Annotated in this window: 24 protein-coding genes; 13 read left to right on the top strand and 11 right to left on the bottom strand. The window is 68.0% G+C overall.

The genetic code is table 11. The features are described from left to right. Positions 1 to 69 precede the first annotated feature (69 nt). Positions 70 to 1,476 (bottom strand): extracellular solute-binding protein, encoded by a 1,407-nt coding sequence (locus tag KBX08_RS04435; RefSeq protein WP_247668854.1) that lies wholly within the window; start codon positions 1,474 to 1,476, stop codon positions 70 to 72. Positions 1,477 to 1,804: 328 nt separating this feature from the next. Between KBX08_RS04435 and KBX08_RS04430 the strand changes: the two genes are divergently transcribed. The 3 genes from KBX08_RS04430 to KBX08_RS04420 all read left to right on the top strand — a co-directional run bounded on the left by KBX08_RS04430 (position 1,805) and on the right by KBX08_RS04420 (position 4,048). Next, positions 1,805 to 2,548, top strand: coding sequence for a GntR family transcriptional regulator (locus KBX08_RS04430; protein WP_247668853.1), 744 nt, complete (start codon positions 1,805 to 1,807; stop codon positions 2,546 to 2,548). A gap of 89 nt (positions 2,549 to 2,637) precedes the next feature. Beyond that, entirely contained in the window at positions 2,638 to 3,207 is a 570-nt protein-coding gene (locus KBX08_RS04425; RefSeq protein ID WP_210781253.1) for a DJ-1/PfpI family protein, read from the top strand. Positions 3,208 to 3,226: 19 nt separating this feature from the next. Then, the gene (locus KBX08_RS04420; protein ID WP_210781252.1) at positions 3,227 to 4,048 is read left to right on the top strand and encodes an alpha/beta fold hydrolase; all 822 of its coding nucleotides are present in this window, start codon (positions 3,227 to 3,229) and stop codon (positions 4,046 to 4,048) included. Between the two features lie 146 nt (positions 4,049 to 4,194). Here KBX08_RS04420 and KBX08_RS04415 read toward each other — a convergent pair whose 3' ends face one another. Beyond that, a complete protein-coding gene (locus KBX08_RS04415; RefSeq protein WP_210781251.1) occupies positions 4,195 to 5,766 on the bottom strand; it encodes an LPXTG cell wall anchor domain-containing protein in 1,572 nt (523 codons plus the stop codon). Positions 5,767 to 5,898: 132 nt separating this feature from the next. On the opposite strand from KBX08_RS04415, the gene KBX08_RS04410 reads away from it, so the two are divergent. Then, complete coding sequence (locus KBX08_RS04410; RefSeq protein ID WP_247668852.1) at positions 5,899 to 6,135, top strand: VOC family protein; 237 nt, start codon at positions 5,899 to 5,901, stop codon at positions 6,133 to 6,135. A 96-nt stretch (positions 6,136 to 6,231) separates the two neighbouring features. Here KBX08_RS04410 and KBX08_RS04405 read toward each other — a convergent pair whose 3' ends face one another. After that, positions 6,232 to 6,795 carry a DinB family protein gene (locus KBX08_RS04405; protein ID WP_210781250.1) on the bottom strand — a complete coding sequence of 188 codons (564 nt, stop codon included), beginning with the start codon at positions 6,793 to 6,795 and terminating at the stop codon, positions 6,232 to 6,234. A 767-nt stretch (positions 6,796 to 7,562) separates the two neighbouring features. Then, on the bottom strand, positions 7,563 to 8,807 hold the full coding sequence (locus KBX08_RS04400; protein ID WP_210781249.1) for a sorbosone dehydrogenase family protein: 1,245 nt from the start codon (positions 8,805 to 8,807) through the stop codon (positions 7,563 to 7,565). 229 nt (positions 8,808 to 9,036) lie between these two features. On the opposite strand from KBX08_RS04400, the gene KBX08_RS04395 reads away from it, so the two are divergent. Next, on the top strand, positions 9,037 to 9,546 hold the full coding sequence (locus KBX08_RS04395; RefSeq protein ID WP_210781247.1) for a hypothetical protein: 510 nt from the start codon (positions 9,037 to 9,039) through the stop codon (positions 9,544 to 9,546). 44 nt (positions 9,547 to 9,590) lie between these two features. Here the strand turns inward: KBX08_RS04395 and KBX08_RS04390 are convergent, their stop codons facing one another. Beyond that, positions 9,591 to 10,004: a hypothetical protein gene (locus tag KBX08_RS04390; protein ID WP_210781245.1), complete on the bottom strand. Its 414-nt coding sequence runs from the start codon at positions 10,002 to 10,004 to the stop codon at positions 9,591 to 9,593. Between the two features lie 236 nt (positions 10,005 to 10,240). Between KBX08_RS04390 and KBX08_RS04385 the strand changes: the two genes are divergently transcribed. The 4 genes from KBX08_RS04385 (at position 10,241) to KBX08_RS04370 (ending at position 14,099) form a co-directional block, all read left to right on the top strand. Then, positions 10,241 to 11,476: a low temperature requirement protein A gene (locus tag KBX08_RS04385; protein ID WP_210781243.1), complete on the top strand. Its 1,236-nt coding sequence runs from the start codon at positions 10,241 to 10,243 to the stop codon at positions 11,474 to 11,476. Between the two features lie 247 nt (positions 11,477 to 11,723). After that, positions 11,724 to 12,023 carry a hypothetical protein gene (locus KBX08_RS04380; RefSeq protein WP_208646694.1) on the top strand — a complete coding sequence of 100 codons (300 nt, stop codon included), beginning with the start codon at positions 11,724 to 11,726 and terminating at the stop codon, positions 12,021 to 12,023. Positions 12,024 to 12,100: 77 nt separating this feature from the next. Next, entirely contained in the window at positions 12,101 to 12,658 is a 558-nt protein-coding gene (locus KBX08_RS04375; RefSeq protein WP_210781241.1) for a hypothetical protein, read from the top strand. Between the two features lies 1 nt (position 12,659). Next, positions 12,660 to 14,099, top strand: coding sequence for an NAD(P)/FAD-dependent oxidoreductase (locus KBX08_RS04370; protein WP_210781239.1), 1,440 nt, complete (start codon positions 12,660 to 12,662; stop codon positions 14,097 to 14,099). A gap of 97 nt (positions 14,100 to 14,196) precedes the next feature. Here KBX08_RS04370 and KBX08_RS04365 read toward each other — a convergent pair whose 3' ends face one another. Together KBX08_RS04365 and KBX08_RS04360 are read right to left on the bottom strand one after the other, a co-directional pair. Continuing rightward, the gene (locus KBX08_RS04365) at positions 14,197 to 14,805 is read right to left on the bottom strand and encodes a TetR/AcrR family transcriptional regulator (protein ID WP_210781237.1); all 609 of its coding nucleotides are present in this window, start codon (positions 14,803 to 14,805) and stop codon (positions 14,197 to 14,199) included. Between the two features lie 99 nt (positions 14,806 to 14,904). Beyond that, complete coding sequence (locus KBX08_RS04360; RefSeq protein WP_210781235.1) at positions 14,905 to 15,042, bottom strand: hypothetical protein; 138 nt, start codon at positions 15,040 to 15,042, stop codon at positions 14,905 to 14,907. A gap of 103 nt (positions 15,043 to 15,145) precedes the next feature. Between KBX08_RS04360 and KBX08_RS04355 the strand changes: the two genes are divergently transcribed. Further along, positions 15,146 to 15,901 (top strand): alpha/beta hydrolase, encoded by a 756-nt coding sequence (locus tag KBX08_RS04355; RefSeq protein WP_247668851.1) that lies wholly within the window; start codon positions 15,146 to 15,148, stop codon positions 15,899 to 15,901. Positions 15,902 to 16,634: 733 nt separating this feature from the next. Here the strand turns inward: KBX08_RS04355 and KBX08_RS04350 are convergent. The 4 genes from KBX08_RS04350 to KBX08_RS04335 form a co-directional block, all read right to left on the bottom strand. After that, positions 16,635 to 18,824: a UvrD-helicase domain-containing protein gene (locus KBX08_RS04350; protein ID WP_210781233.1), complete on the bottom strand. Its 2,190-nt coding sequence runs from the start codon at positions 18,822 to 18,824 to the stop codon at positions 16,635 to 16,637. Between the two features lie 318 nt (positions 18,825 to 19,142). Continuing rightward, positions 19,143 to 19,697, bottom strand: coding sequence for a hypothetical protein (locus tag KBX08_RS04345; protein ID WP_210781231.1), 555 nt, complete (start codon positions 19,695 to 19,697; stop codon positions 19,143 to 19,145). Between the two features lie 128 nt (positions 19,698 to 19,825). Beyond that, the gene (locus KBX08_RS04340) at positions 19,826 to 21,673 is read right to left on the bottom strand and encodes a glycoside hydrolase family 15 protein (RefSeq protein WP_210781229.1); all 1,848 of its coding nucleotides are present in this window, start codon (positions 21,671 to 21,673) and stop codon (positions 19,826 to 19,828) included. 143 nt (positions 21,674 to 21,816) lie between these two features. Further along, a complete protein-coding gene (locus KBX08_RS04335) occupies positions 21,817 to 22,821 on the bottom strand; it encodes a LacI family DNA-binding transcriptional regulator (RefSeq protein ID WP_210781227.1) in 1,005 nt (334 codons plus the stop codon). 139 nt (positions 22,822 to 22,960) lie between these two features. Between KBX08_RS04335 and KBX08_RS04330 the strand changes: the two genes are divergently transcribed. The 3 genes from KBX08_RS04330 (at position 22,961) to KBX08_RS04320 (ending at position 26,068) form a co-directional block, all read left to right on the top strand. Next, positions 22,961 to 24,268 carry an ABC transporter substrate-binding protein gene (locus KBX08_RS04330; protein ID WP_210781225.1) on the top strand — a complete coding sequence of 436 codons (1,308 nt, stop codon included), beginning with the start codon at positions 22,961 to 22,963 and terminating at the stop codon, positions 24,266 to 24,268. 97 nt (positions 24,269 to 24,365) lie between these two features. Next, positions 24,366 to 25,205, top strand: coding sequence for a carbohydrate ABC transporter permease (locus tag KBX08_RS04325; RefSeq protein WP_247668849.1), 840 nt, complete (start codon positions 24,366 to 24,368; stop codon positions 25,203 to 25,205). Beyond that, complete coding sequence (locus tag KBX08_RS04320) at positions 25,202 to 26,068, top strand: carbohydrate ABC transporter permease (protein ID WP_112584412.1); 867 nt, start codon at positions 25,202 to 25,204, stop codon at positions 26,066 to 26,068. Before KBX08_RS04325 ends, KBX08_RS04320 begins: the two co-directional genes overlap by 4 nt. The last annotated feature ends 13 nt before the right edge of the window (positions 26,069 to 26,081 follow it).

The following is a 26,081-nucleotide window of genomic DNA, read 5'->3' as shown; positions in this document are numbered from 1 at the left end:
GGCGAGCCCCCGGTCGCCCAGCCGAGGGGACCTGCCCGGGATCGTCGGTCGTCAGAGGGACGGGGTCACTCACAGTCCGCCGCCACCCTTGCGGCTGCTCGAGTCGAGAACGCCCTGCTGCTCCTTGGCGATGTCGTCGAGCGCATCCTTCGGCTTCTTCGCGCCGTTGAGAGCCGCGTTCACGTTGGTGTTCTCGATGTCGACGAGGCGCGCGTACTCGGGCACGTTCCACATGTCCCGCATCCGCGGAACCGAGTCGGTGTACACCTGGTTGAACGGCCCGGCATTGAGGAACTCGGGCGACTCCAGGGCGTCCGTACGCGATGGCACGCCACCGGCCGCGGCCCACTTCTTCTGGATGTCAGCCCGCTCGAACCACTTCATGAAGTTCAGGGCCTCGGTCTGGTTCGCCGTGGCGGAGTAGGCCGACACGTGCATCCCCATACCGCCGAGAGGGACCAGGTTCGTCTTCTGGCTCGGCAGGGTGGCAAAACCCAGCTTGTCGAGGATCTGCTCCCGGCTGGTGCCGAGCGTCGACTGCTTCGGATCGAGCAGGCCGCCGCTCGCGGCGATCCAGTTGAACGCGATGCAGGCCTTGCCCTGGGCGACAGCCGCGTTCACCTCGTCGATGAACCAGTTGCCGGAGCCCTTGGCGGTCAGCGGCTTCATCTTGTTGACCAGGACGTCCATCGCCTCCTGGCCCGCAGCGTCGTTGATGACGCCATCGATCTTGCGCGTCTTGGAGTCCCAGAGGTTACCGCCGTAGACGCCGTTGACAGTGTTGTAGGTGACGGCCGCGGCGTCGGAGCCGTTGGCCTGGTGGAAAGCCAGCCCGCTGACGCCAGGGTTGTCCGCCTGGCACTTCTCGGCGGCTGCAATCATCTGGTCCCAGGTCTGCGGCGGCTTGTCGCCGATCAGGTCCTTGCGGTAGATCATCGTCCAGGTGTCGCCGAGCAGCGGCAGTCCGTACAGGCTGGCGTTCTCGTCGCGCTTGCCGGTCTCCGCCTGGGGGAACTGGCCGTAGGCCGCCAGGAGGTACGGGTTGTAGGCCGCGACGTCGATGTTCTCCTTGACGAAGTCGGTGAGGTCGAGGATGTTGCCGTTCGTCACGGCCTCGCCGATGTGTTGCGAGTCCAGGATCGCGATGTCGAAGTCGGTCTTGCGCGCCGCGAACTGGGTGAACATCGCGTCGTGCCAGTTCGCGTTCGGCACGGTGTTGACCTTGATGGTCGCGTTCGGCCGTTCCTTCTTGTACTCCGCGTTCGCGAAGGCTTCCAGTGCCTTGGCGGGCGGCCAGTCGAACCAGATGAAGCTGAGGGTCAGCGGATCCTTGGTGAGCTCCGGGATGGTCGCCGGCGCCTTGGGGGCGCTCGCCTTCTCGCCGTCGTCCTTGCCCTCGCCGCAAGCCGTCATGGTCGTGGCCACCAGCAGCATGGCCGCCGACGCCAGCCGTACCTTTCGGCCGGGAGCGGACATTCTTCCTATTCGCTTCGGATGGCGCATTTCAAGCCTGCTTTCTCGGTGGGGACTTCTAGAACCTCGCTATGTGCTTCGCCGAGCAGTTGCTGGGTTGTTCAGGCGTGTCGCCGGGCTGGCGCGGGGGCCGACCCGCGGACCGGCTCGAGCACGCCCATGGGAGCTCCAGGTGATCGAAGTGGAGCGATCGCGGGCGGTTCCGCGATCGTGCCGGACGGCGAGCATCCGGCACTTTTCCTATACGATCGAGTTGGGGCGTCAGCATGTCGCAGCCTTGTGACTGATGTCAACAGATTCCCGAAGGTGCAAGAAGGGACCTCACGTCACGATGGACGACGAAGCGATGATCGCGCGGGGCCGCAGGGCCGTGACGGGCGCAACGCTGCCGGGAAAATCTGGCGGCCGGCTTGCCGACGAGGTGTACGACACGCTGCTCGAACAGCTGATGTCGCTACGGATCGAGCCTGGCTCCCGCGTCACGATCGACGTCCTGGCTCGGGAGTTGGGGGTCTCGCAGACGCCGATCCGAGACGCTCTGAACCGCATGGAGGCCGAGGGCCTGGTCGTGCGCGTACCCCATGCTGGCTACCGCATTCCCCCTCAAATAACCCGCCACCGATTCGAGGACATGCTCGAGGTCCGCCTGCTCCTCGAGCCGGCGGCGGCGCGCAGATCCGCTGAACGCGCATCCTCGGAGCAGGTGGCCGGTCTGCGACGGATGCTGGAGGAGATGGCGGAGCTGGAGGGGGGCAACGGGCCCATGGCCTATGGCGCCTTCGGGCTGCGCGACGCCGCCTTTCACGATCTCGTCGCCCTGAGCGCGGAGAACCAGGTCATCCGTGAGGCGCTCGCTCGCCTGCACAGCCACGTGCACCTCTTCCGGCTGCACCACGACACCCAGGTCACCCACCTCGCCATGGCCGAGCACGAGGAAGTTGTCGCCGCGATCGCCGCGCGTGACCCCGACGCCGCCGCCTACGCGATGCGTCGGCACATCCTGCGGTCCGGCGAGCGTTTTCGACGGTTGTTCGACGAGATCGAAGGCGCGGGCGCAATGGCGGTAGAGGCTTGACGGGCGCGCTGTGCCCAGGAATGCTGACTCAATCCTGATCGGATCGGATTGGATCCACCTCACCCGCCCCCAGATGCGAGGAGAAGCAGGTGCCCAGAGCGCTGCTCCTGACCGGCGACGCCGCCGAGGAGCTCGACACCATGTATCCCTACTACCGCGTGCAGGAGGGCGGCTGGGACGTCGACGTCTCGTCACGGACGATGCGCGACGTGCAACTGGTCATCCACGAGTTCGACCCCAACTCCGACGCCTACGTCGAGAAGAACGGCCGCAAGCTGCCGGTCGACGTGCCATGGGCGCAGGTCGACGTCGAGCGCTATGACGCCCTCATCATTCCTGGGGGACGCGCCCCCGAGTGGATCCGCGTCGACGCCGACGTCAGGCGCATCACCGAGCACTTCTTCGCGCGCAACCTTCCCATCGCGCTGGTGTGCCACGGCGCGCAGGTGCCAGCGGTGTACGGGCTGCTGAAGGGTCGAAAGACGGCGTGCTTCCCCCCGATCACCGGTGACATGGAGAACGCGGGCGCGACGGTCATCGACGCTCCCGACGTCGTGGACGGCAATCTCGTCTCCTGCCGGGGGTGGCCCGACATGCCGCAATTCGGCAGGGCGATGATGGAGCTCTTTTCGAAGTCTGTCGACCCCGCATCGGCATGAGCACACCTGGCCTGCCCCGGTGACGGCACTTCGGACCGTCACAGTCGACGGTTCCCCCGTCCACGTCCTGGAGAGCGGCACGGGGCCCGCGGTGCTGATGCTGCACGGCTCCGGACCCGGCACGACCGGGTCCGGCGCCTGGGCGACGACGGCGCAGGCGCTGGGCGCGTCCTGGCACCTGGTGGCTCCTGACCAGGCGGGGTTCGGCCGTACACCCATCCCGGCGGGCGCCAGGGGTGGGCTCCGGCTGTGGACGGAGCAGGCCGCGGGCCTGATGGATGCTCTCGGTATCGAGCACTACGCCGTGGTGGGTCACTCGATGGGCGGTGCTGTGGCGCTGGCGTTGGCGGCCGCGCGCCCCCAGCAGGTCACCCGTGTCGTGGCGGTCTCGACGATGGGCGCCCCGGGGGCGCCGCTGTCCGCCGAACTCGACGCGGTCTGGGCCGCCCCCGCCGGCCCGATCGGGGCACGGGACATGCTGAGTCGCCTCGTCCTCGACCAGGCTCTCGTGACCGACTCGGCCGTCGAGGCCCGTGCAGCCGCGATGCGAGCGGGGGAGGCCGCATTCGCGTCGTTGTTCCCGCCGCCCAGGGCACGATGGGTCGACGAGCTCACCCTCTCGGCGCAAACGCTCGCAGCGGTGCGCGCGCCCGTGCTGCTCGTTCACGGCGCCGAGGACCGGGTCACCCCGCCCGAGACGGCAGCCCAGCCCCTGCTCGACCACCTGGCCGACGTCCGTCTGCACGTGTTCGGCCGATGCGGGCACGTGCCGTCGATCGAGCACCCGCAGGAGTTCAGGCAACTGCTGTCGTGCTTCCTCCGCCCGGACCGAGGTCACTAACTGCTGCGGCAGGCCGCACGACCTCAGGGCCCAGGTGCTCCTGAGCGCCAGGACGACGACCGTGCGGAGTCACGTCAGGTCATGAGAGCGAACCCGTGCCCCGCCGCCCTGAGGTCGACGGGGCACGGTTGGTGCAGGGGAGTAGATCAGGCGACGAAGCGGGTCTTGCGGCGGCGGGCCACCACGAAGCCCGCGGCGCCGGCGGCGAGCAGTACGCCACCGATGCCGGCGGTCAGGCCGGCCTTGGCACCGGTGATCGGCAGCGAGCCGCCGGTGTCCCCGCCTCCCTGGCCGTCATCCCCGCCGGGAATCTCGCTCCCACCGTCAGCGCTCGCGATGAGGGTGATCGTCGCACTGTCGTTGGCTGGGTTGAGGTCCACGCCCGTGTCGAAGGTCAGCCGCACCTGGGCGGCCCGGGCGCCGGCCTCGTCGAGGCGCAGCTCGAACTCGTACTCGATCTTCTCGCCCTGCGCCAGGCGTCTGTTCTCGCCGCAGCGGTACTCCTTGGCGCCGAGCTTTCCGGGCACCCAGTCGCCATAGCTCGAGCAGGTCATCGGAACGCGTACGGCCGTGACGCCAGTCGGCAGCGAGAGTACGGTACGGGCCCGCAGATCCTTGGCTCCGTCAACGTTGACAGCCGCCGGGCCGTTGTTGACGTAGCCGACCTTCAACGGCACCGTGGCGCCGACCTTTCCGGTCACGGTCGCCGGCGTCCCGAGCGCCGCCACCTCAGCCCCCTGGTCACCGCTGACCTGGAGTCTCATCACCGTAGTGCCGTTCTGGTCGTTGACGTCTGTCTGCCGCGACCTGCTTTGTAGACCAACCGGCTCAAGCCTCAGCTCCCCCTCGGTGCCCTGCTGCCCAAGTCGCGCTGGGTTGAAGGACTGGGACTCCTCCCAGTCTGCCGGCGTGTACCAGTGCGCCACGCCGGTATGACCGTTCGGGGCCGGATCGTCGGTCGGCACTGTGAAACCGAAGCTGGAGTCCAGCCGTGCGGCGCCGCCCGGCGCGATGGTGTTGGGGAACCGGCAGGCGAAGGCGTGGCGGAAGGAGTCGGCAGGGCTGTACTCGCAGTTCTTGTACCGCTTCGACGGGCCGAGACCGTAGCCGCCTTCGAAGAACAGCACCACGCTGTGGACGGCTTTCTCGCCGCGGTTCGCCACTGTGAGCGGGACGTCGAGCGTGCCGCCGAGGACGCCTGTCAGCTGGAGCCCCTGCTCGATGCCGGCGAGATCCACGCCCTCACCGATGCTGACGCTCGAGTGGTAGGTGGCCGAACCGCCGTCGCCATCGGTGACGGTGAACTTGATATCGCCCTGCTGGTCGGGCGTGGCGCTCTTCTTCGCCCGCACGACCAGGTTGACCATGGTCATGTACGTGTAGTAGTCGTTTTCCTCTGCCACCACCTTGCAGGTGAGGATCGCACCAGACTCGGTACAGGAGTCAGTACTGCCGTCGTTCCTCACGTCGGCGAAGCCAGCGACCTTGCTCCGGTCCACCTTGACCGTGTATTCGCCCCACTCCATGGTGCTGGTGCGGGTACGGGCAAAGAGGTTCGATCCTTTAGCAGGACCACCGGGGGCGACAACCACATCCCTGGCGTAGAAATCGAGGTCGTCGGCGGCAGGGGCGGCGAAGGCGGGGATCGCGGAGACGGCGATGAGCGCGCCTACGACCCCGAACCCGGCAAGCCAGCGCCGGGCGAGTTGCTTGGGCATTACCGGGTTCCTCCGTGGGATTGATCAGTCAAGCCCGTGGAGCTTATGAGGCCGTTAGGGCTGGTGCCGCCCCGCTCGGGCGCCAGCGGCGGATACGGGCCGAACGGAGGGCCGGCATCGCCGGAAGGTCGGGTGCCGCACCTGTGGGAACTCGCCGAGCACCGGTATGTGTTCATCGAGGTGCGGCCCGACCATGCCGGGCACGCCATGCACACCGTCTTTGTCAGCGACTTCGACGCCCGCATCGCGCAGATCGCCGAGCGCGGCCTGGAGCCGGCCGGGCGCGAGACCTACGACAACGGCGTCCGCAAGGCCACCTTCCGCGACCCGGACGGCAACGAGATCGGCATCGGCGGCGAGCCGGCCTGACGGAGGCCCGTGTGGTTCACCACCACGACCAGGCCGTGCCGGCGGACCACCAGCGGACCACCCTCAGGTTCCGAAGTGGTCGCCGGATACCGAGAGTCATACACGGCGCGGCGCGGCTCCGTCCTGCCAGCGGTAGAGGTCGCGCAGCAGGGAGACCTCGGCGCCGTGATGGATCAGCTCCCTGTTGACGTGCAGGACGATGCCCTCCATGGGAAACCGCTCGGGACCCACAGCGGGCGGATTCTCCAGGTCGGCGTCCGAGAGTTCGCGGACCCCCGCGTTCCATCTCCCATACATCTCGTCGAGCTGTTTCAGCGCCTCGTCGGCGGTCCCCGCGTAGGCGAACGTCTGGGAGTTGACGTCCTGGCCGCCGAAGTGCCATCCGACCCGGTAGCCCAGGCAGGAGACGATGATGTGCGCCAGCCGCCAGGCAATCGTGGTCACCGGCGACGGCACCGGATCTGGGGACGCGAAGTCCATCGTCCATTCCCCCGAACCCGCCGCCATCGGTGCGGCCGACGTGCCACGTGGGCGGATGCTCCAGCAGCCACGCACCGGCTCCCAGAAGTACTCCTCATCGGCGAGACCGTGCAGCCGCGGCCGCAGGTTCTTGTGCCAGTGCCGGTCCAGCTGGTCCGCGATTCGCTCGCTTCTTGTCATTTCCGCACGTTACCGGGAGCAGAAGCCTGACTGCGTCCCTCGCGGACGCCGTCGCCGGCCATGGGCCTCGAGCGCATACCGCACCAGGGGATGACGCTGGGGCTGCTGTGCCCTTCGGGCCGCGCCGCGTGAGTGACTGTTGACATTGACAACCCGGCTGGCTGGGTCGGGTTTCCATGACCCAGGTGTGCCAGTCTCGACCGATGACGCGCATGGCAGACCTGGGAGCGGTCGATTGGCCGCCTGCTCCGATCAGGACCGAGAGGCTCGTGCTCCGTGCGCCCGAGGCCCGGGACCGTGCTGCGTTCATCGAGCTGCTGGCGTCGCCAAAGGTGAACACCTACCTCGGTGGTCCGCGCCTGCCTGGAGAGCTTGAGCGCGAGATGCCCGGAGTGCCCGAGCGGTGGCCCGGGAGCTTCGTCGTTGATCTCGACGGGGCGATGATCGGCCAGATCCTGCTCAGGAGAGCAACGGGCCACCATCGCCCGGCTGCCATGTGGAGGTGGAGCGGTTCCACGCCTGGGACGCCGAGCAGTGGCTCGGCCTGCGGTCCCCGGTCGCGCCGTCTGCTTGAGCTGGTGCCGGACAGTACTGCTGGGGCGGAGCCCAGTGATGTTCCATCAGGCTCATCGTGGATTGCCTCGACGGGTGGCTAAAGCCGGGATGTGGATCCCGCAACAGAGGCGCCCGAGCCTGCATCGGAGTGAGCCTGGGGACGGCCGCCGAACGCGGCCGTCCCCAGAGGTAGCGCGGGTGTCACCCGAGGTTCAGCGGATCGTCGCCCCGCCGGTGGGGGTCGGCTGGACCCGCTCGAACCGCACCTTGCTCAGCCACCCCGGGAGGTCACTGAGCACGTACAGCTCGCCGTTCACGTCGGCGCCGAACGCCGTCGGCTGAGTGGGGAAGGTGCCGATCTCAGCGGACTCGTAGCCACCCGTGGACTTGGGACGCACGGCGAAAGCGCGGGTCGAGCAGTAGTCGCTAGCGATGTAGGTACCCCGCGCCTCCGGGGTGACGGACCCCCGGTACACCAGGCCGCCGATGATGGAGCAGTTCTCCGTCATGTAGTGGTCGTACTCGACGACCGGGTCGGTGAGCCGCACGCCCGGCCGGCACTGCGTCTCGTCGAAGACCGGCGTGCCCTCTCGACAGGACCAGCCGAGGTTCGCGCCACGCTGCGACGGGCGGACGTGGTTGATCTCCTCGATCAGACCCTGGCCGACGTCACCGATCCACAGCGAGTTGTCGGCCGGGTCGATGGAGAACTTCCACGGGTTGCGCAGCCCGTAGACCCAGATTTCCGGCCGCGCGCCCGCCGTGCGGACGAACGGGTTGTCGTAGGGCACGCAGTAGGGCTTTCCCCCGCAGCTGCGGTTGACGTCGATTCGCAGAATCTTGCCGAGCAGGGTGCCGAGGTTCTGGCCGCTCTTGAACGGGTCGTTCGCGAAGCCACCGTCGCCGAGGGACCAGTAGAGGTAGCCGTCGCGGCCGAAGGCCACCTGTCCGCCGTTGTGGTTGCCGTACTCGGCGTGCTCCTGGGTGAGCAGCACCTGCACCCGATCAGGAGCGTTGATGGGCACTCGCGCCAGGGTCAGCGCGCCGGCCGGCAGGCTCGTGTAGGCCACGTAGAGCATCCCGGTCCGCGCGAAGTTCGGCGCCGGAGTGATGCCGAGAAGGCCGCGCTCGTTGTCCGACGCGTCGATCCGGGCGGTCAGGTCGATCACCGGGTCGGGGGCCAGGCCGGTGTCGGGGTGGTAGGCGCGGACAGTGCCGTTCTTCTCCGCGATCAGCATCCGGCCGTCCGGCAGGCCAGTGATCGCGATCGGACGCTGCAGACCGAAAGCCACCCGTTCGGAGACCACGGTCAGCTCAGCGAGTGCCACAGCACGGGGTTTGGATGGGCCGGCCGCGGCGGTGCCGGCCACCGGCGATGGTGGCGACAGAGACGCAGCCAGGGCCAGAACGAGCAACCCGGCCAGCATGGCGGCCGGGCGACGACGTCGTCGTGACATGTTCAGCTCCTCGAGCAGGTGGGTGGTGGACACGGTCTGGGAGCGTTCCCACAATACATTGGTTGAGATCTATATCAAACCGACGTCTGCGTGTTCCGTTCGATCTTGTGACTGATTCCTGCACCACGGCCTGGGAATCGGCGAGCGGAGGACGGCACGGATTCCTTCGGCGGGACGGGTGACAACGGGCGGTAGGGTGAGTCACCGACCGATGCGAACGGTGGTGCCGGTGAGTCTGATCCAGGCGGGTGTCACCGCGACGACGACAATGCTGGCCGTCCTGATCGGTGGGTGGCTCACCGTCCGGGCCCAGGATCGGCTGTGGCGGCGCGACCAGGATCGACAGTGGCGAGACATCCGGCTGAACGCGTACACCGACTTCATCAGCGCCGTCCGGGAGTACGTGGCCCACGTCCTCAACCCGGCGGCGCGCATCACAGCGGTACCGCGCCCGCGTGATCCGGGTGATCTCATGCCGTTCTTCGACGACGAGGGAAGCCGCTACCGGGAGCGGCTGGAGAGCACCAAGACCGCGCTTCGGCTGGTGGCCGGCAATGTCGAGGTGGTGAGCGGCTCGTCGGAGCTGGTGCGCCAGGCCCGGCTCCTGGCGGCCACACGAGCGGGTAGCGAGGCCCAGGCGTTGCCCGCGGATCGGTTCGACGCCCTGTGGGAGACGGAGCGCCGCTTCATCGAGGTGGCCCGGGCCGAACTCGGGCTGCCCTCCGCGTTCGTGCCATGACCGGTCAACGCCCGCCCGTCACGGTCACGCCAGACGCGCCGCCGTCATTCCAGGCCGAAGTCGGCGGGGCTGTCAGCAGCTCTGGCTCTGAACGCAGTCGCTAGGGGCTCGCCTCGAGGGCCGAGGAGGGTCTCCAGGTCGTCGTCCGGGGAATCGGCGCGGTCACCGTCCAGGTCGTGCTCGATGACGTCTGTTAGCAGCTCGGCGAGTTCCGCCAAACCGAAGTACCGCATCGCGTCCATGGCCCGTCTCAGCCGGAAGGGCTCGTTCACCTCAAGAGCGAAGCCCAGGCCACCACCCATCACTGAGTTGTAGACACGTAGCAGATACGACAGCTGCACGATCCCGGGTGGAGTGCCGTCGGGAGCCTCTCCGTCAGCGCCGTAGTCAGCGGCGTGGTTCCAGATGATGTTCAGGTCATCCCAGCTCGGCGTGCGTCCACACCTCCTCCACCTCATCCACCGCGCACCTGGGTCCCATGCGAGCGGTTTGTGTCATGAGGTGGAGGTCGGCGCACAGACGCAGGGTATCGAGCAGGCAACCTCCCGGCGGCGCTCGTCATCCGCGCTCAGCCGCACGACCTGCGCCTCAGGGACAGCAGCGTGTGGGGCGCCACGCCAGACACCACGTGAGCGTTGACGCAACTCCGCTGGTGGCCGGCTCGTTGGTAGCGAGGGGCGGACGGAGGCGGACGATGGCGGCGGGGCGGGGTGCCGAGCTGCTGCGCCCTCCAAGGAGTTCGGGTCGGGCGACGTTCCTGGAGCTGTTCTTCGATCTGGCCTTCGTTGTGGCCCTCACCCGGGTCTCGCAACGATTCGCCGGCTTGAGCGATGACACCGGTTTGACGCTCGTCACGGGGTTCGGGCGTACCCTGCTGCTCTTTCTGGCGCTCTGGTTGATCTGGTCGCACACCGCCTGGATCACCAGCCGGTACGAACCGGAGCGGCCGATCATTCAGGCCGTCGTGGTCGGCACCATGTTCGCCGGCCTGGTCATGGCGGTGACGCTGCCCCGCGCCATGGAGGAGCGAGCACTGCCGTTCGCGGTCGCGTACCTCTTGGTGATGGTGGTGCGGCCGCTCGTGGTCGCCGTCGCGCTGCGTGGCCATCCGCGACGGCTGGTGCCCTTCCGGCTTGTCGTGTGGGCTCTGGCGAGCGCCCCGCTGTGGCTGGCCGGCGCGTTGGGCCCGGATCATCTCCGCCTGCCGCTGTGGGTTGTCGCCCTCGCTGTCGACTACCTCGCCTGGATATTGGGCTGGCCGCTGCCGTGGCTCGGGGTCTCGAAGGTGGGTCGGTGGCGGATCGCGGGGACCCATCTCGCGGACCGTTATCAGCAGATGGTCCTCATCGCGCTCGGTGAGTCGATTCTGGTTATCGGCGTGGTCTTCAGCGGCGCGGATTACTCGGCGGAGCGCGCAGCCGCCTTCGCGGTCGCGTTCGCCACCAGCGCGCTGCTCTGGCGGATCTACTTCCACCGCGCCGGTCTGCTGCTGACCGAGGCGTTCGATCGGGCGGGTATGCCCGGCCGGCTGGGCGCGGTGTCGGAACGGACGCATCTGTTGATTGTGCTGAGCGTGCTTGTCACGGCGGTCGGATACGAGCTGGTGATCGATCATCCGTTCGGGCAGCCTCGACCCAGTTGGCTGCTGTTCGTGGTGGGCGGTCCGATGCTCTTCCTCGTCGCCCGGATGCGGCTGGAGTACGAGATCTTCGGCCAGGCCTCCCGAACCCAGATCATCGGCTTGGTAGCCCTGTTGCTGTTCACGCCAGCGTTGGCTCATTGGACGCCGATGGCCGGGCTGAGCGTGGTGGCCGGAGTGCTGGCCCTGGTCGCGCTCCTGGACGCGCTGCGAAGGCGGGGCCAGCCGCTGGAGGTTTCCGCCTCGCCGATCGGACGGGAGACGTCCGGAGATCGCGACTCCGAGGCGTGACGCGGAGGTCGGTCTCCGCGCTAACCCGTTTCGTCGCGTAACCGCCCGACCAGGCACGAACTGCGCGTTCGCGTCGAAAGGGTGCCTCTTTGCGCGGGCTGGCGGCGAGTTCAATCGCCATCGCGCCGACTAGATAGAACGGTCGGTCTTGACGGCGGAAAGCTGTGCAGGTACGGTTCTTGCAGACAGAACGTTCGTTCCACCTGCTGCTATTCGGGGTGGACGACTGTGCCTGAAGGAGAGCACCGTGCCCACCAAGATCACCATTGTCATCGGTAACCCCGCCGACCCGGACGAGTTCGAGAAGGTCTACGCCGACGTACGCCGGGCCGCGGAGACGTTCCCGAAGCTTCAGCGGGTCGAGTCGGCCAAGGTGTGGCCGAAGGAGGACGGCACGCCCACTCCCGCGTACCGGACGCTCGACCTGTACTTCGCCAGCTACGAGGACGCCGCTGCCGCAGTAGCGACGCCCGCCGCCGGTGCCGTCTTCGGTGGGCTCCAGGGCGCCCAGGTCGAGATCACGGGGCTGTTCTCGAACATCGAGTAGCACCGCCCTTCCCCTTCCAGCGGTGGCTCGCCCCCCGCTGGGAGTCCCTTCGCTCCGGAATCACCGAGAGGATGACCATGACCACCGTTGCCGTTCCCGGCATCTCGACGACGGCCGCTGCCCTGCGGCGGTTGTACTTCGGTCGCTTCGCCTTCGCAATCGTCTGGGCTGCCGTGACGTTCCCACTCGCCAAGCACCTCAACCCCCTCACCGCCGCGCTGCTGGTGCTCTACCCGCTGTTCGACGTGGCCGCCGCCATCGTCGACGTCCGAGCGTCGCGGGCCACCGGATCGCCCACCCTGCTGTACGTGAACGTCGCGATCAGCCTGCTCGCCGCGGTGGGCCTGGGCGTTGCCAGCGCGTCCGGCATCCCTGCGGTTCTGCGCGTCTGGGGCGCCTGGGCGGTCGTGGCCGGACTGGTTCAGCTGATCGTGGCCGTCACCCGCCGCAAGATGGGTGGCCAATGGCCGATGATCATCAGCGGTGGCATCTCCGTCATCGCCGGCGGATCGTTCGTCGCGGCCGCCTCCGCGGACAACCCGGCGCTTACCAACGCGATCGGCTACGCCATCCCCGGCGCGATCTTCTTCCTCATCGCGGCCATCCGCCTCGGCCGCGCCGCGAAGGGAAACTGACGTGCAGAACGCCACGTACGACGTCGTTGTCATCGGTGCGGGGCCGGTGGGGGAGAACGTCGCCGACCGCGTCGTGCAGGGCGGCCTGACCGCCGCGATCGTCGAGCGGGAACTGGTGGGTGGCGAGTGCTCGTACTGGGCCTGCATGCCGACCAAGGCGCTGCTGCGCAGCCAGACCGCGCTGCGGGCGGCTCGTCAGCTGCCCGGCGCGCGGGAGGCGGTGACCGGCGAGCTGGACGCGGCGGCCGTGCTGCGCCGCCGGGACGCCTTCGCCTCGCACTGGAAGGACGACGGGCAGGTGTCCTGGCTGAACTCCGCGGGGATCGCCCTGTATCGGGGTCAGGGGCGGATCGGCGCCGACCGGATCGTCGAGGTGACCGGCGCGGACGGCGCCACCACCTCGCTCACCGCCCGACACGCGGTGGTCATCGCGACCGGAAGTGGCGCACTGGTGCCGGACATCGCCGGTCTGCGCGAGGCGGCACCGTGGACCAGCCGTGAGGCAGCCGCCGCGAGCGCGGTTCCCGGCCGGCTCGCCATCATCGGTGGTGGCGTGGTGGCCACGGAGATGGCGACCGCGTACGCCGGCCTCGGATCGGCGGTGACGGTGCTGGTGCGCGACGGAGTGCTCACGCTGGCGGAGCCGTTCGTCGGCGAGCGGGTCACGCAGTCTCTGCGGGAAGCTGGCGTCTCGGTGCGTCTCGGTGCCGAGGTCACGTCGGTGAAACGCGACGGCGACGGCACGGTGCACCTCACGCTCACCGACGGCGCACAGGTCGAGGCCGACGAAATCCTCGTCGCGATCGGCCGCACACCGAACACGCACGACATCGGCCTCGACCGGATCGGCCTGAAGCCGGGCGCCTGGCTCACTGTCGACGACACCCTGCGGGTGGTCGACGATGCCGGCGCGTTGGTCGGCAACGGATGGCTGTACGCGGCCGGGGACGTCAACCGGCGTGTGCTCCTGACCCACCAGGGCAAGTACCAGGCTCGCGCGGTGGGCGACGTGATCGTGGCGCGGGCCAGGGGAGAAGCGGCAGACGACCGCCCGTGGGGTCGGCACGTCGCCACCGCCGACGAGCGCGCCGTGCCGCAGGTCGTCTTCACCGACCCGGAGATCGCGTCGGTGGGGCTGACGGCAGCCGCCGCCGAGGCCGCCGGGCTGCGGATCCGGGTCGTCGACTACGACATGGCCGCCGTCGCCGGGGCCGCGCTGCACGCCGACGGCTACCAGGGGCAGGCCCGGATGGTCGTGGACGAGGACCGGCGGGTGATCGTCGGCCTCACCCTCGTCGGCCCGGACGTCGCGGAGCTGATCCACGCCGCGACGATCGCCATCGTCGGTGAGGTCCCCCTGGAGCGGCTGTGGCACGCCGTGCCCGCGTACCCGACCGTCAGCGAGGTCTGGCTGCGCCTGCTGGAGGCGTACGGCCGCTGATCTGAGCCGTGCGGCCGTCCGCGCCATCGCCGACGAGCTGGGTCATCCCTCACCCGGGGTGGCCCAGCTCTAGTCGTGCGGGCTGGTCGCGCAGGGGCTAACCGGCTGACTCCGCCGACTGACGCTCCGAGTTGATCCTGAGCAGTCCTTCGATACCGCGCAGGAAGGTCTCGGACACCATTGGGGGGTCGGAGAGGCATCCGGCTGCCATGGCGCCGTCGCGGAGCATGACGAAGTGGCGCGCTGCGGGATCCGCCGTTCCTTCGTGGACCTGTGCCATGAGCGTGGTGATGGTGTCCAGGAACCATTGCCGGTGGGCCACGAGTTCTTGGTGCACCGGATGGTTCGTGTCGGGATATTCCGCCGCGGCGTTCAGGAACGCGCACCCACGGAACCCGGGGGACTGGATGTTCTGGGCGATGGAATTGGCGATGGCCAGGAGCGGATCGACCGGCGATCGGTTGGCGGCGAGGGCCTCGTCGACCATGCCGCGCTCCAGCTGATGCACCTCACGCAGGTAGGCCAGGATGAGGTCGTCCTTGCTGGGGAAGTGTCGGTAGAAAGTAGCCCTGGTCACCTTCGCCTCGGCGATGATCCGGTCGACGCCGACGGCGTGAATTCCCTCCGCGTAGAAGATCCTGGTCGCCGTGCGGAGAAGCTTCAGGCGTGCCTCGGAGGGCCGGGCAGTGGGTTCGTCGCTCGCCATCCCACCATCTTAGCGACAGAACGTTCGGTCTTACCCTTGTCGGAGGGTTTTGGCGTGGCACTCCGGTGGCCGCCCAGCGTGCGGACAGCGACCGACAGCTCAGGTCGTGTCCGAGTCGGATACCGGCCAGGCGTTTGGCGAGGCGCTTCGTTCTTCGATCTCGCTGACAGTGGCCTCATCAATGCTGAATTCTGGATGCTGCAACCCCATCTGAATCGGGATCGCGGGCTGATTCACGGGGAAATGCTCCGCCGACCGTCCTCGTCCGTCCGGCCTGCAACCGCAGGCAGCGGATGGCGAGGCCTCTCGAAAGGAACTCCAGATGAGCACTGCTTCTGACATGTCTGCCCAGGAGATGCCGACAGTTGTGCTGATCCACGGGGCATTCGCCGGCTCGTCGAGTTGGAATGGGGTGATTGCCAACCTCAAGGGCCGGGGTTACCCGGTCATTGCCGTCGCCAACCCGCTGCGCGGTGTGCAGAAGGACGCCGCTTACGTTCGGGCCCTTCTGGACAGCTTGCCCGGACCGGTGGTGATGGCCGCCCATTCCTACGGCGGGCTGGTCATGACCGAGGCCGCCGCCGGTGCCGCCAACGTCAAGGCCCTGGTGTACGTCGCCAGCGTGAGCCCGGACGTAGGCGAAAGTGTGATCGGGTTGCTCACCAAGTACCCCGGGAGTCAGCTCGCCACCAGCATCAACATGGTGTCGATCCCCTCCGACGACGGCGGCACGACAATGGATCAGTACATCTTCCAGGACAAGTTCCCCGAGGTGTTCGCCGCCGACGTCGACAGCGGCACCGCCGAAGTCATGGCGGCAACGCAACGGCCCGCCTCTGCGAGCGCCCAGGAGGAGAGCGTGACCAAGGCCGCCTGGAAGACGATCCCCTCCTGGACCCTGATCACCACCCAGGACCAGGGCATTCCGCCGGACCTGCAGCGCTTCCTGGCCGACCGGGCGGGGTCCACGGCGGTTGAGATCGCCGCTTCCCACGCGGTGGCAGTCTCGCAACCCGGCCCGGTCGCAGACCTCATCGACACCGCCGCCCGCGCCACCGCCCGCTCGATGCAGATGTCAAAGAGCCGTCAAGGTTGACGAGGGCTCGCCGAATCGGCCGCTGCGGGGTAGCCCGCCCGGGCGAAGGGCCCGATCATCCCGGCACGGACGCGCTTCAACGCAGTGACCACCCCGAATGCCCTCTCAAGGTGCGAGGCTAGTTGATCCGGTGCGCGCTGTAGATGTACAGCACACTTGGATCCGCAGCCCTTCGGTACCACAAGAGGCCGGCTGGGCTGACGCAGCGTCCGTCCATGATGTAGGTGTATTCGGGGTACGCGTATCCTGCCACCCCGGACGAACTGCTGTAGCCGTAGCGCCACGGGGCCTCGGCGAACCGCATTTCTATGTACTTCGTAGTCGTGCAACCCGCAGCGAACGCGGGAGTCGGCACGGCCAGCGTGCTCAGCGGAAGTACGATGGCTGCTGCCAGCGCTAGCAGTGATCTCCTCAAGATCTTGCCTCACTCTCTGCGCGGCTGCCGTTTGAATGAGCCGGCAGCGATGACGGATTGCCGAACACGTCCGAGGTTCGCACCCGTGTGGGTGAAACTGGTTACCCAGCTTCGATTGACCAACGTCACGGGTGATGGGATTTCACCGTATGGGCGCTGAATAGGCGGTCGCTACCGCCGATGGCTGTCCCGAACACGAGCGCGCTTGTCCAGGCTGCTCACCGGCCTGTTCGGACTTGTTCGAACGCTCGCCAGGAGGTGAGCGACCGTTCCTGGTTCAGCAGAAAAGCCCGCATCTCGAACAGCATCCGACAGCCGTCATGGGTGTGCCGATTGCTGCGTGAGTGTGAGCTGCCCGAGTTCCTGGGTGCATCGGGTGAGCGCGACGTAGAGGCCGTTCCAACCGCGCGGTTCGGCGGCGATGCCCTGAGGGTCGATGAGGAGCGTCGCGTCCCATTCCAGTCCCTTGGACTGGGTCGCGGTGAGCACTGGCACACCACTCAGCAAGGCTTGGAGTGTGGCGATGCGCTCCGCGGGGGCGATGACGCCGACCGTGCCGCCCCGCCACCGTTGCCGTAACTGTCGCACTGCCTCCACGGCGGTGCCGGCAAGCTCAGCGTGTGTGATCGTGCGCTCCCAGGGGGCGATGCCGGAGGAGCGTACCGCTCGTGGCGGAGTGTTCCGGCTGCCAGCCTTCTTCAAGACCGGTTCGGTGAGGTCCATGACCTCGCGCGGGGTCCGGTAGCAGATGGTGAGTTCCGCGGCGGTCCAGCGGTCTCCGAAGGCAGCCCGCACCGCTTGCGCCCAACTGGTGTGCCGGTGGGCTGCCTCGGCCTGGTCGATGTCGCCGACGGCGGTGATGGAGCGACTGGGACAGCGCCGGAGGACCATCTGCCACTGCATCTCGGACAGTTCCTGCGCCTCGTCGATGACGACGTGGCCGTACACCCAGCCGCGCTGGCGGCGAGCACGTTCGGCGAGGAACTCGCCCTGTGGTTGCGGGGTGTCGACCTCGCCGAGCAGGTCGGCGACGGCGTCGAGCAGGGCGATGTCGCTTGATGCCCATGGGGTGGGCTCGGCGGCGACGGCAGTCATCTCCTCGGGGGACAGCTGCGGGGCGAACCTGGCCAGCAGGGTGCGGTCGGTCAGGAGGTCACCCAGCAGGGTTTCGGGGTCGAGGGTGGGCCACCATGCCTCGATGAACCGGGCGATGGTGGCGTTCTCGGCGATACGACAACGAAGCTGCTCCACTTCCTCCTCGGACAGCAACCCGTCGATGTCGCTGCCGGTGGACGTCCGGGTGGAGGAGTGGTCGTTCGCCATGCTCTTGTCGACGCGGGCGAGGATGTCCTCGAAGCCCTCCTCCATCTCCTCCATCAGCGCCTCGCGCTGCTCGGCGACGACATCGGCCAGGAGGTGGTGCAACTGCTCGACGAACGCCGCGCGGGCACGGTGGTACGGGCGTCCCTGCACCGCCGAGGCGAACGCCTGCGCCACAGTCGGGGCTGGAATGACGTAGAAATCGCCCTCCCAGCGCAGCTTCAGCTCGCGCGGTCGGGGGAGCAGCGACGCGACGTAGCCTTCGAGCGTGGGCTGCCAGAGGGCGCGGCCCTTGATCTCGGCGAGAAGTCGGCTCTCGTCGCGGCCCACGTGGATGTCGGCCAGCAGGGTGTCGCAGGTCGCCGAGACGACGGCGGTCTCACCGAGCGCCGGCAGCACCTGGGCGATGTACTGGAGGAACCGCGGTGAGGGGCCCAGGACCAGGACCGCCTGGTCGGCCATCTTTCGGTGGGTGAACAGCAGGTACGCGACGCGGTGCAGGGCAACCACCGTCTTGCCCGTGCCGGGACCGCCCTGGACGATCAGCGGGCCGGTCGCCGCGGCCCGGATGATGTCGTCCTGTTCGCGTTGCAGGGTGGAGATCGCCGTCGACATGTGACCGGTGCGGCGCTGGTCGAGGGCGGCCAGGAGAGCGCCCTCGCCGACGAGTTCCGACGTTGCGCTCCCGTCCAGTGGCTCGTCGTCCACCCCGACGACGGCCGATCCCGTCGTACGGATGTGCCGGCGCCGTGCCTGACCCTGGGGGTCGACAGCCGTCGCGGTGTAGAACGGCCGAGCTGCCGGAGCGCGCCAGTCCACCAGCAGTGGCTCACTGCCCTCTCCGTCGTCACGGAGACCGATACGGCCCACGTGGCGCACTGTGCCGTCGAGGCCGTCGAGGCGGCCGAAGACCAGCCCTTCCTCTGCGCGCCGTAGCTCGTCGTACTGCTGGCGGAGCATGCGCTGCCGGGCCCGCTCCAACGCGTCCAGGGGCTCTGACGAAAGCTCGACCTGTAGGTGATCGGCCAGCCTGTCGCGCCGGGCGGTGGCCAGGTCCAGAAATGCCTGTTCCTCGGCGACCGCGGATCGGCGCGCCGCACCCTCTGCGGTAGAGGCCGGCAGTTGGCCGTCAGGTGCTACTTCGCCGACGCCAGCGGTGCCGTTGCTCAGGGCAGACTTCTGGTGCATTCGCGAATCCTTGTATCGGGGTAACCCTCGGCCCGGATGAGCCGCAGCGCATTCGGCGGCAAGCATAGAGTTGGTTCCCCTCAACGACCAGGAAATCCGCCGGCAGAGATCGGCATCTCAATGCCTTGCAGTTCCGGGGTTGCTTGTGGCCTCACCAGTGCCATTTTCTTATTGACAGTCGAGTCTTCTTCTGTTCTGCGGGTGCTTTCCGAGCAGGGAGTTGCTCTTCGGCCTCCGGCCGGGGGGTGGGTGTTATCAGCCGGACCCCGGGCGGAGTCGACTGTCGCATCAAGGGCGGTGAGGGCTGTCCCGCGTAGGTCAGCTCAACGTGAAGGACGCGTCGTCGACGTCGAAGGCGGTGGCGCCGTTGCCGGCCGTCTCGCTGGAGAGGAAGCTGACCGTCGCGGTGCGTTCGGTTGCGGCGGTTCCGCTCGACATGACGTACTGCCGCCACTGCGCCCCGCCGTCGAAGGCCAGCGAGAACCTCGTCTTCGGGGGTATCCCGGTGACGGCCAGTCCGACGTTCAGGTAGTCGCCGCGGCTGGTCTCCGTGGTGGTGGTCCGCACCCAGAAGCGGACCGTCAGGTCGCAGTTGGCCGGCACTGTGACGGTGGTGCGCAGCAGGTCGGCACGCGTCACGTCCAGCCCGGCGAAGGTGGCGTACGCGCGGCCGGTGTGGGCGGGCCGGGTCGCGTCGCCGAGCACGACGATGCGGGGGCCGGCCGTCCAGCCGGCGGTGCCGCCCTCGAACCCCGGGTTCGGGTGGATCTGCCCGGTGCAGGGCGGGTCGGCCGCTGGCTGGCCGTGGGATGCGCCGCCCGTGGCCAGGAGCAGCGCTGTCGCAACCGAGATGGTGGTGACGAATGCCTTCATCGGTTCCTCCAGCGTCAATACATTCGAGATGGTCGATGCATATCGACCATGCGCGATGGGCGGGGGTGCGTCAAGTCCTTCCCGCCGTCGGCTCGGCGCCGACGGCGGCTGACCGGAACATGCTGGTGCTACCGGCGGCGGCGGGCCTCGGCCTCGGTGTCGAGCAGGTCGTTGAGCGTCAGCGCTGAGTTGATCAATGAGAGGTGGCTGAACGCCTGGGGATAGTTGCCGATCTGCTCCCCGGTCACGGCGATCTCCTCGGCATAGAGGCCGAGGTGGTTGCTGAAGGTGAACATCTTCTCGAACGTGAGTCGGGCGTCGTCGAGGCGGCCGGCACGGGCCAGCGCCTCGACGTACCAGAAGGTGCACATGTTGAAGGTTCCCTCGTGGCCCGGGAGTCCGTCGGGGGAGTGGACCGGGTCGTACCGGTGGACCAGGCTGTCGGAGACCAGCTCGCGCTCGATCGCCTGCAGGGTGGACTGCCACAGAGGGTCGCTCGGCGTGACGAAACCGACCGCCGGCATGGCGAGCAGCGCCGCGTCCAGCACGTTCTCGTCGTACGCCTGCACGAAGGTGCCGCGGGCCCGGTCGTATCCGCGCTCCATGACCTGGTTGTAGATGCGGTTGCGCTGCTCGGTCCAGCAGGTCATGTCCCCGGGGCGGCCGGTGCGGGTGGCCAGCCGGATGGCCCGGTCCAGCGCGACCCAGGACATCACCCGACCGAAGGTGTAGTTGCGGGGGTGGTGGCGGCTCTCCCAGATGCCGGCGTCGGGTTGGTCCCAGTTGTGGCAGAGCCAGTCGACCAGCCGGACGGTGCTCTTCCACACCTGGTGCGAGACGCGGATGCCCTGCTCGTCGGCGAGGTGCATGGCGTAGAGGGCCTCGCCGTGGATGTCGAGCTGGAGCTGGTCGGCGGCGCCGTTGCCGATCCGCACCGGCCGGGAGCCCCGGTAGCCCTCCAGGTGGTCCAGCACCTCCTCGTGCAGGTCGGAGGAGCCGTCCACCCGGTACATGATCTTCAGCGGGTCCTGGTGGTCGCCGGCCTCGCGGATCCGCTCGTCCAGCCAGTTCATGTACTGGCTGACCTCCTCGGTGAAGCCGAGGCCGAGCAGCGCGTGCACCGAGAACGACGTGTCGCGTACCCAGGTGTAGCGGTAGTCCCAGTTGCGGGTTCCGCCGACCAGTTCGGGCAGCGCGGTGGTGGGTGCGGCGATCATCGCGCCGGTCGGCGCGTACGTCATGAGTTTGAGCGTGATGGCCGAGCGCTCGACCATCTCCCGCCAGCGGCCGGTGTAGCGGGAACGTTCGAGCCAGCGCCGCCAGTAGTCCCGGGTCCACTCGAACATGCCCTGGATCTCTTCCGGCGCGAAGATGCGCGGTTCGGCGCCGCCCGTCTCCAGGACCACTCCGCCGGTGTCGCCCTCGTTCAGCGTGCCGTACGCGACCAGGTCGCCGCCCTCAAGGTGGACGTCACCCTGTTCGGAGATCAACCGCCGCACGGGGTCGACCGGGTTGAACGTCAGCGTCGCCGACCGGCTGCGGAAGACGTAACCGTTGTGGTGGCGCTCAAGCTGATGCTCTTCGCGGGCGTAGTCGAACCGCGGCCGGCACTCCACCCGGAAGCGCATGCTGCCGCGGACCATGGTGACGGTGCGGACCAGCCGGTGCGCGTCGGTGGCCCGCTCGCCGGTGACCGGCATGAAGTCCGTCACCTCGGCCACCCCGTCGGCGCTGATGAACCGGGTGATCAGGATGGGTGTGCCGGGCAGGTAGAGCTGCTTGGTCACGTACCGCACGTCGTGCGGCGCGATCTGGAAGTAGCCCCCCTTCTCCTTGTCGAGCAGGGCGGCGAAGATGCTCGGCGAGTCGAACCGCGGCGCGCAGAACCAGTCGACCGTCCCGTCGCACGTCACCAGCGCGGCGGTCTGCAGGTCGCCGATGAGCCCGTGATCCTCGATCGCCGGATAGCTGTCCACGTCTCTCCCCGGTTCGGCTGCGTCCTGCGCACCGAACATAGGGGAGGAATTGTCGACTTAGGTGAGATTCACGTTCTGCCACCCTGTCGCGTGCGCCCACGTGCCACGGCGACGGCCGGGTCCTGCGGTGGCTGGCCCGGGCGTCAGTGCAGCGGGCGGCAGGAGGAACGGATGACCATCTCGGTGGGGAGCCGGATGTGGGTGTCGCGTTCCACGCCGGCGATCAGGTCGACGAGCAGGCGCAACGCCTCGGCGCCCATCCGTTGCAGCGGCTGCATGATGGTCGTCAGCGGCGGGTTGACCAGCGCCGACTCCGGCACGTTGTCAAAGCCGATCACCGACAGGTCGTCGGGCACCGACAGGCCCATGTCGCGGGCCACGGTCATCGTGGAGATTGCGGAGAGGTCGTTACCCGCGAAGATCGCGCTCGGCCGGTCGGTGAGGGCGAGCAGCTCCGCGGCCGTGCCGGCGGCGCTCTCGATCCGGAACCCGCCGACGCGCACGAGCCGCTCGTCCACCGGCACGCCGGCCTCGGCCATCGCGCTGCGGAAGCCGGCCTCGCGCAGCTGCGCGGACTTCAGGTCGGTGCGTCCACTGATGTGCCCGATCCGCGTGTGGCCGAGGGACAGCAGGTAGTTGGTCGCCAGCACCGCGCCGGCGAAGTTGTCCGAATCGACGGTGGGCAGGTCGGACGGCCCGGTGTGTGGGTCGACGGCCACGACGTGGAAGCTGTGTTCGGTCTCGACCACTGTCGGCGTGACGATCACGGCGCCGTCGATGAGTGTGCCGGAGAGCCGGGCGAGCGAGCGCCGCTCCCACCCCACGGCGGCGCCCTCGCCGTCCCCGCTGGAGTAGGCAAGCAGTTGGTATCCGCTCCCGGCGACCTCCTGCGACGCCCCCTTGAGCAGTTCGGTCGAGAACGGCTCGAACTCGGCGACCAGGATGCCGAGCACGTTGGTGCGGTGGCTGCGCAGGCTCTGCGCCCCCAGGCTCGCCTCGTAGCCGAGCTCGTGGATGACCTGCTGGACGCGTTCCACGGTTGCCTGGGCCACGCCGTAGCGGCCGTTGACGACCTTCGACACGGTCGCGACCGAGACGCCGGCAGTACGTGCCACATCCGACATCTTGACGCGCTGCTGAAACACCACGTCGATGATGATAGGGCCCCGCCGGGGGCCCGTCGTCAGCGACTCGAAAACGTTATCGATACCGATTGACATCAAGTTACATGACTGTAAAACTTCGCCGCAGGCCGAGTACCGCGACTGACTAGTCGAGGAGACATCGATGGCAACGAAGCGGCGTGCGAGTGCCGTCCTGGCACTGTTAATGACAAGTGTTGTCGTCCTCGCCGGGTGTTCCGGCGGCGGCGAAGAGGCGGCCCCTCAGAGCGAGCTGTACAAGGACCCGGTGACCCTGAGCTGGTGGCACAACGCCTCACAGGATGGGCCCGGCAAGACCTACTGGGAGAAGGTCGCCAAGGACTTCTCCGCACTTCACCCCACCGTCAAGATCGAGATCGAGGCGATCGAGACGAACCAGCTCCAGCGCACCCGGCTCCCTGCCGCGCTGCTGAGCAGCGACCCGCCGGACATCTTCCAGGCCTGGGGCGGCGGCGAGATGAGCGAGCAGGTGGAGGCCGACTACCTCAAGGAGATCACCGACCAGACCAAGACCGAGGTCGGCGACATCGGCAGCGCCGCGGAGATCTGGCAGGTCAAGGGCAAGCAGTACGGCCTGCCGTTCCGGATGGGCATCGAGGGCATCTGGTACAACAAGGAAATGTTCGCCAGGGCGGGCATCGCGGCTCCGCCGACCACCTTCGAGGAGCTCAACACCGCGGTCACCAAGCTCAAGGCGATCAACGTCATTCCGATCGCCGTGGGTGCCGGTGACAAGTGGCCGGCCGCGCACTGGTGGTACAACATGGCGCTGCGCGCCTGCTCGGTCGACGCCCTCAAGAAGGCCTCCGCGGAGAAGAACTTCGACGATCCGTGCTTCGTGAAGGCCGGCCAGGATCTGAAGGCGTTCATCGACACCAAGCCGTTCCAGCCCAACTTCATCGCCACGCCGGGCCAGAACGACCCGACCAGCGCCAACGGCATGCTCGCCAACGGCAAGGCCGCGATGGAGCTCATGGGTGACTGGAACCGCGGCACGCTGGACACCGTCACCACGGACAAGGCGAAGCTCGCGTCGTTCCTCGGCTGGTTCCCGGTGCCGGCGATCTCCGGTTCCCCGGGCGACCCGAAGGCGGCTCTCGGCGGTGGCGACGGGTTCTCCTGCGCCAAGAACGCCCCGGCGGAGTGCGTCGAGTTCCTCAAGTACATCGTGAGCCCCGAGGTGCAGAAGGGCTACGCCGAGACCGGCACCGGCCTGCCTGTCGCCAAGGGCGCGGCGGACGCCGTGAAGGACCCCGCGCTGAAGTCCATCCTGGAGGCCACCTCCGGGGCGAGCTACGTCCAGCTCTGGCTGGACACGGCGTACGGCAGCACGGTCGGCAACGCGATGAACGACGCGATCGTCGCCATCTTCGCCGGCAACGGGACGCCTGAGAAGGTCGTCTCGGCAATGAAGGCGGCCGCAAGCAAGTGACCTCCGCCAACCAGATCCGTATGCCCGCCGCGCCGACAACCGCCGTAAGTGGTACGAGATCATCGGGCTCACCACGCCGGCCGTTCTGATCTACGTGATGTTCGTGCTGGTGCCGATGGGCTTCGCGGTCTACTACAGCCTGTTCCGGTGGCGCGGGGTCGGCCCTCCCACCGAGTTCGTCGGTCTGCGGAACTACACCCTCGCCTTCCAGGACCCGATCTTCCTCGACGCGTTGCGCAACAACGCGATCATCGTGTTCGGGTCGCTGCTGATCCAGGGCCCGATCGCCCTGGGCGTCGCCCTGCTGCTCAACCGTCGCTTCCGTGGGCGGGCCGTGTTCCGCCTGCTGGTGTTCGTGCCGTACGTGCTGGCCGAGGTCACCGTCGGCATCATGTGGAAGCTGTTGCTGACCGACGAAGGCACCGTCGACGCGCTGCTGCGGTCCCTCGGAATGGGCGGCCTGGTGCAAGCCTGGCTGGCGGACCTGGATGTGGTCATCTGGACCCTGCTGGCCATCCTCACCTGGAAATACGTCGGCTTCGCCATCATTCTGCTCCTCGCCGGACTGTCCAATGTGCCGGACGAGCTGACCGAGGCGGCGGCCATCGACGGCGCGAGCTGGTGGCAGATCCAACGGCACGTCACGATCCCGCTGCTCGGCCCGACGATCCGGATCTGGATGTTCCTGTCCATGATCGGCTCGCTGCAGATCTTCGACATGATCTGGGTGACCTCGGTGCCCGCGGTGCGGTCCCTCGGCGCATCGGCCACCATGGCGACGTACATGGTGGACAACGGGTTCTTCGCCCGGCTGTGGGGCTATGGCAACGCCGTGGCGGTAATCCTGTTCGTCATCTCCTTCGTGGCGGCGCTGCTGTTCCAGCGGTTCCTGCTCCGCCGCGACATCGAGGGCGCCATCACCGGAAGGGCGAAGTGACGATGGCCGTGAACTCGGTTCTCCCCCCGTCCACCGGACGCCGTCAGGTTTCCTGGGGCACGCCGCTCACCTACGCGCTCGCCCTCGCGATCGCGGCGGTGTCGATCGCCCCGGTCATCTACGTGGTCATCGGCGGGTTCCGCACCACCCCGCAGATCGTCGCGGACCCGGCCGGCCTGCCCGACCCGTTCGTGTGGGACAACTACGCCAGGGTGCTGACCCAGAGCAACTTCTGGCAACAGGCGTTCAACAGCGCGGTCATCGCCCTGGGCACCACGCTGGCCGTGGTGGTGCTCGGACTGGCCGCCGCGTTCGTGCTCGCCCGCTACAGGTTCCGCGGGCGGGAAGGGCTCTACACCTTCTTCACCCTCGGCCTGCTGTTTCCGGCCGGGGCGGCGATCCTGCCGCTCTACCTCATGCTGCGTGACCTGAACCTGATCAACTCCTACTACGCGGTGATCCTGCCGCAGGTCGCCTTCTCACTGCCACTGACGATCGTGATCCTGCGTCCCTTCCTCTCGGCCATCCCGAGAGAGTTGGAGGACGCCGCCGCCATCGATGGTGCGAGTCGGCTCGGCTTCCTCTGGCGCGTCGCGATGCCGCTGTCGCGGCCCGCGCTCGTCACAGTTGGCGTCCTGGCGTTCGTGGCGAGCTGGAACTCGTTCCTGCTGCCGCTGCTCGTGCTCAGCGACGTCAACCTGCACACCCTGCCGCTGGGCGTGCAGAACTTCTCCAGCCAGTACACCACCGACACGGCAGGCGTCCTCGCCTTCACCTCGCTGGCGATGCTGCCGGCACTGCTCTTCTTCACGCTCGCGGAGAAGCAGATCGTCGGTGGTCTGCAGGGTGCGGTCAAGGGCTGAGCGGCAGCGGTAC

The sequence above is a fragment of the Micromonospora sp. H61 genome (assembly GCF_018070325.1).
GTDB classification, from domain to species: Bacteria; Actinomycetota; Actinomycetes; order Mycobacteriales; family Micromonosporaceae; genus Micromonospora; species Micromonospora salmantinae.
This window is presented reverse-complemented; position numbering and strand designations above follow the sequence as displayed.